This is a genomic window from Flavobacterium sp. JAS, from assembly GCF_020991455.1.
Classification (GTDB): domain Bacteria; phylum Bacteroidota; class Bacteroidia; order Flavobacteriales; family Flavobacteriaceae; genus Flavobacterium.
The window spans coordinates 1-4,298 of the sequence record NZ_JAJMOX010000028.1 but is presented as its reverse complement, the minus strand read 5'-3'; the positions used below and the strand labels follow the sequence as shown (position 1 = coordinate 4,298).

Below are 4,298 nucleotides of genomic sequence, written 5' to 3'. Positions count from 1 at the left end.
GCCCCCCCCCCCGACCGAGGCCAACCGCGGGGGGGGGGCCCCCCGACCCCCCGCCCCCCCACCACAAAAGATTACTTCACTTAATTCTTATTTTAATTGGAGTTCAGTGAACTTCGTTTGAAACGGATAGCGGGATTAGGTCCTGAAAATTATTTTTATCATCGAAATGACAAGATTGTTTAACCACTTTTGCCACTCCCAATAACTATCGGGATAAAAGATTAAATAGATTTAAAAAAAATCTGCTCAAATCTGCTAAATCTGCGTGAAAAATTAGCATTACCCAAAATATTAATTCAAAAAATAAAACTTATGAATACAGAAATTATAACCGACGGTGTATCATTAGATCAAGCTAAAAAGGCTTTGATTATGATTCACGGACGCGGTGCAGGCGCTCATGATATTCTTTCGGTTGCAAGACATCTTAAGGTTGATGATTTTGCATTGGTGGCACCTCAGGCAGAAAACAGAACCTGGTATCCGTACTCGTTTTTAGTGCCAATTGAGGAGAATGAACCTTCGTTTTCAAAATCATTAGATGCTATTCATCAGGTTGTTGTGGCAATTCAGCAAAACGGAATCGAAAAAGAGAATATCTATTTTCTCGGATTTTCGCAAGGAGCTTGTCTGGCTTTAGAATTTACAGCCAGAAATGCTGCCAAATACGGCGGCGTTGTGGCTTTTACTGGCGGGCTCATCGGTGATAAAGTGTATGAAAATCATTATGCCGGAAACTTCGAAAATACTCCGATTTTCATCGGAACAAGTGATCCTGATTTTCATGTTCCTGTTGAAAGAGTGAATGAAACAGAAGCACTTCTTAAAAAAATGGGCGCATCTGTAACTAAAAAAATCTACCAAAATATGGGACATACCATCAGTCAGGACGAAATTGATTTGGCTAACGAACTTGTTTTTACAAAAAAATGATTCAGATTACTAGAGTTTACAGCGATACAAACGGCGAAAGTCATTTTGAAGACTTTGAAGTTCCGTTGAAAAACAATGGCGATATCGGTTTTTTATCTGATGACGAACCGGTAAAGTCGATTGTTTTTAGAGAAGTTCTACCTTCTTATGATTACGATTTTCATAATGCTCCGGACCGTCAATATATTGTTTTATTAGATGGCGGCGTAGAAATCGAAACGTCATTGGGAGAAAAAAGAATATTCAATACAGGATCGATTCTATTGGTAGAAGACACCACAGGAAAAGGACACAAAACAAAAAATATGGAACCGAAACTTCGAAAATCAATATTTATAAAAACCGGTTTGGTTTAAATACTAACAATTCACCCTGGCTATTATTTGGTTATTGATTGAAAATGAAACGGCTTTTTATTTCTTAATCTAGGTTAATCGATGCAGAAGTATAACGGACGTAAATTTGTATAAGAAAATCAATAACAAATTTAATATACAAAAACCATGGAAAATAAAATTTTAGGCTTACACCATATTACTGCAATTGCAGGTGACGCAAAACGTAATTTCAACTTTTACTCTAACATATTAGGATTACGTTTCATTAAAAAAACGGTAAATTTTGATGATCCGGGAACATATCATTTTTACTTTGGAGACGAAGTTGGAAGTGCCGGAACCATCTTAACTTTTTTCCCTTGGGGAGAAGGAATTCAACAAGGAAGAAAAGGTTCAGGAATGGCAACAGAAATTGGATATTCAGTACCAAAAGGAAGTCTTGATTTCTGGCAAAAACGTTTTGAACAATACAATGTAATTTACAACAAACCGGCTGAAAAATTCGGTGAAAAATATCTTACTTTCTTAGATCCGGATGGTTTAAAATTAGAATTAATCGAATCTAAAACAGACGATAACAGAAAACCCTGGGAAACAGATGAAGTAAAAGCAGATGTGGCTACAAGAGGCTTCCATAATATCACTTTAACATTAAACAGCATAAAAGCAACTGCTGCAATTTTAACCGAAATATTTGGTTATAAATTGATCGCCCAAGATGTAAATCGTTACCGTTATGCAACTGATGCTGTAGAAAATGCTGCAATTGTTGATTTGGTAGAATTGGCTGATGAAAAACGCGGTTTAAATGCAAATGGAACTGTTCACCACGTAGCTTTCCGTGTGCAAAATGACGAAATTTTAATGCACTTCCGTGAAAAAATCGAAACATACGGATTGTCTATTACACCGCAGATTGACAGAAATTATTTCCACTCTCTTTATTTTAGAGAACCGGGAGGAGTTTTATTTGAAATCGCTACAGAAAACCCAGGTTTTATGGTAGATGAAAGTTTAGAAGAATTAGGTAAAAACTTAAAACTTCCTGAACAATATGAGTCTGACAGAGCTGCTATTGAAGCACATTTGGTTAAGATCAATTAATTCTTTTTTGAAAATTTTGAAAGGGCATATTAAAGTTACTTATAATTGTATCTCGTTTTTAAATAGTCTGTGAAGCCATATTCATTAAGATTAAGGCAAAAGCAACGGAGTCTCTTTCTTTGCCAATATTTAAACCCTCAACAATGTTGAGGGTTTTATCTTTTTAAACCGTTTCTCATTTATCAAATAATCATAAAATTATTTACACTAAAAAAAGCTTCGTTCGTACAAATACTTTCTATAAAAGAAATTCGTATTTTTAATCTGAAAAGAAATTTTAAATCAAACTATCAAATTCTAAAAATATGCGTTCTATTCTCTTCTTAACTGCAATTCTACTAATGGTTTCTTGTAAAAATGAAACTAAATCAGAATCTCTTAAAGATTATTTCACTTACAATTCGACTAATGAAGTAGAATCAGCTGGCGTAAAAATGATTCCTATTAAAACACCAGTCGGCGAATTTAAAGTATGGACAAAACGATTTGGAAGTAATCCGAAAATAAAAATACTATTATTACATGGCGGACCAGCAATGACACACGAATACATGGAATGTTTCGAAACCTATTTTCAGCGTGAACAATTTGAATTTTATGAATATGATCAACTAGGATCTTATTATAGTGATCAACCAAAAGATAGCACATTATGGACCACTGAGCGTTTTGTTGAAGAAGTAGAACAAGTACGCAAAGTAATTGGGGCAAATAAAGACAATTTTTATGTTTTAGGAAATTCTTGGGGCGGAATCCTTGCCATGGAATATGCATTAAAATATCAACAAAATTTAAAAGGTTTATTGATTTCAAACATGGTTGCCAGCGCACCAGAATATGGAAAATATGCAGATGAAGTATTGGCAAAACAAATGAAACCAGAAATTCTGGCCGAAATTAGAGCATTAGAAGCTAAAAAAGACTTCAATAATCCTCGTTATATGGAGCTACTTATTCCTAATTTCTACAAAAAACACCTTTGCCGCTTAAACGAATGGCCAGACGGATTAAATCGTGCCACTAAACATATTAATGGAGAAATCTACACTTTAATGCAAGGGCCAAGTGAATTTGGAATTAGCGGTCGCTTAGCTAAATGGGATATTAAAAATCGTTTACATGAAATTACAATCCCAACCTTAATGATTGGAGCTAAATACGATACAATGGATCCAAAAGCAATGGAAGAACAAAGCAAATTAGTTCAAAAAGGACGTTTTTTATACTGCCCAAACGGGAGCCATTTAGCAATGTGGGACGATCAAAAGGTTTTTATGAATGGGGTTATTCAATTTATAAATGATGTTGATTCTGAAAAGTTTTAAATATTTCTATAACAAAATCCTCTTTATAACCCTATACCATCTGAGGTAAAGTAGGTTTCTTTTTTTCATTCAGATTATCTAATCTTTTTGCTTAATCCCCAACTTTTGCAACTGATCCTTTTTTTACTTGTGAACGCAGAAGAGTTTAAATCTTCGGACCATACCGATTGAAAATCGGGATACTATATCCATCTGGGCCCCTACTCACAAACCAATTTAGTACAAAACAAAAAAGCCACTCGATTTGAGTGGCTTTTGTTGTGAACGCAGAAGGATTCGAACCTTCGACCGCCTGCTTAGAAGGCAGGTGCTCTATCCAGCTGAGCTATGCGTCCATTTTTTTTCGAAAAAAAACTTCAATTAGCAAAGCCAATTGAAGTTTTTAGTACTCAGAGCGGGACTTGAACCCGCACGAACATTGCTGTTCACTGGATTTTAAGTCCAGCGTGTCTACCAATTTCACCATCCGAGCATTATGTGGTACCTCCAGGGATCGAACCAGGGACACATGGATTTTCAGTCCATTGCTCTACCATCTGAGCTAAGGTACCTTATTCAAATTAATGAAATAAGAATAAAAAACCCCATCGAATAAGAT

The 4,298-nt window shown here is 35.4% G+C and carries 4 protein-coding genes and 3 tRNA genes; 4 read left to right on the top strand and 3 right to left on the bottom strand.

The window, feature by feature from the left end; all coding sequences use genetic code 11:
• The first annotated feature begins 312 nt into the window (after positions 1-312).
• From LPB88_RS23540 to LPB88_RS23525, 4 genes are all read left to right on the top strand, one after another.
• Positions 313-933, top strand: a complete 621-nt coding sequence (locus LPB88_RS23540; RefSeq protein WP_230718215.1) for an alpha/beta hydrolase — start codon at positions 313-315, stop codon at positions 931-933.
• Positions 930-1,289, top strand: coding sequence for a hypothetical protein (locus LPB88_RS23535; protein ID WP_230718213.1), 360 nt, complete (start codon positions 930-932; stop codon positions 1,287-1,289). Before LPB88_RS23540 ends, LPB88_RS23535 begins: the two co-directional genes overlap by 4 nt.
• 147 nt (positions 1,290-1,436) lie before the next feature.
• Positions 1,437-2,375 carry a ring-cleaving dioxygenase gene (locus tag LPB88_RS23530; protein WP_230718211.1) on the top strand — a complete coding sequence of 313 codons (939 nt, stop codon included), beginning with the start codon at positions 1,437-1,439 and terminating at the stop codon, positions 2,373-2,375.
• Between the two features lie 305 nt (positions 2,376-2,680).
• Complete coding sequence (locus LPB88_RS23525; RefSeq protein ID WP_230718210.1) at positions 2,681-3,700, top strand: proline-specific peptidase family protein; 1,020 nt, start codon at positions 2,681-2,683, stop codon at positions 3,698-3,700.
• A gap of 261 nt (positions 3,701-3,961) precedes the next feature.
• Here the strand turns inward: LPB88_RS23525 and LPB88_RS23520 are convergent.
• From LPB88_RS23520 to LPB88_RS23510, 3 genes are all read right to left on the bottom strand, one after another.
• Positions 3,962-4,035, bottom strand: a tRNA-Arg gene (locus LPB88_RS23520).
• 51 nt (positions 4,036-4,086) lie between these two features.
• Positions 4,087-4,172: transfer RNA gene (locus LPB88_RS23515), tRNA-Leu, on the bottom strand.
• Positions 4,173-4,178: 6 nt separating this feature from the next.
• Positions 4,179-4,251: transfer RNA gene (locus tag LPB88_RS23510), tRNA-Phe, on the bottom strand.
• Positions 4,252-4,298 lie beyond the last annotated feature (47 nt).

Excerpts from the sequence above, each read along its gene's own strand:
- LPB88_RS23540 (WP_230718215.1), top strand. The coding sequence starts at position 313 with ATGAATACAGAAATTATAACCGACGGTGTATCATTAGATCAAGCTAAA.
- LPB88_RS23535 (WP_230718213.1), top strand. The coding sequence starts at position 930 with ATGATTCAGATTACTAGAGTTTACAGCGATACAAACGGCGAAAGTCAT.
- LPB88_RS23530 (WP_230718211.1), top strand. The coding sequence starts at position 1,437 with ATGGAAAATAAAATTTTAGGCTTACACCATATTACTGCAATTGCAGGT.
- LPB88_RS23525 (WP_230718210.1), top strand. The coding sequence starts at position 2,681 with ATGCGTTCTATTCTCTTCTTAACTGCAATTCTACTAATGGTTTCTTGT.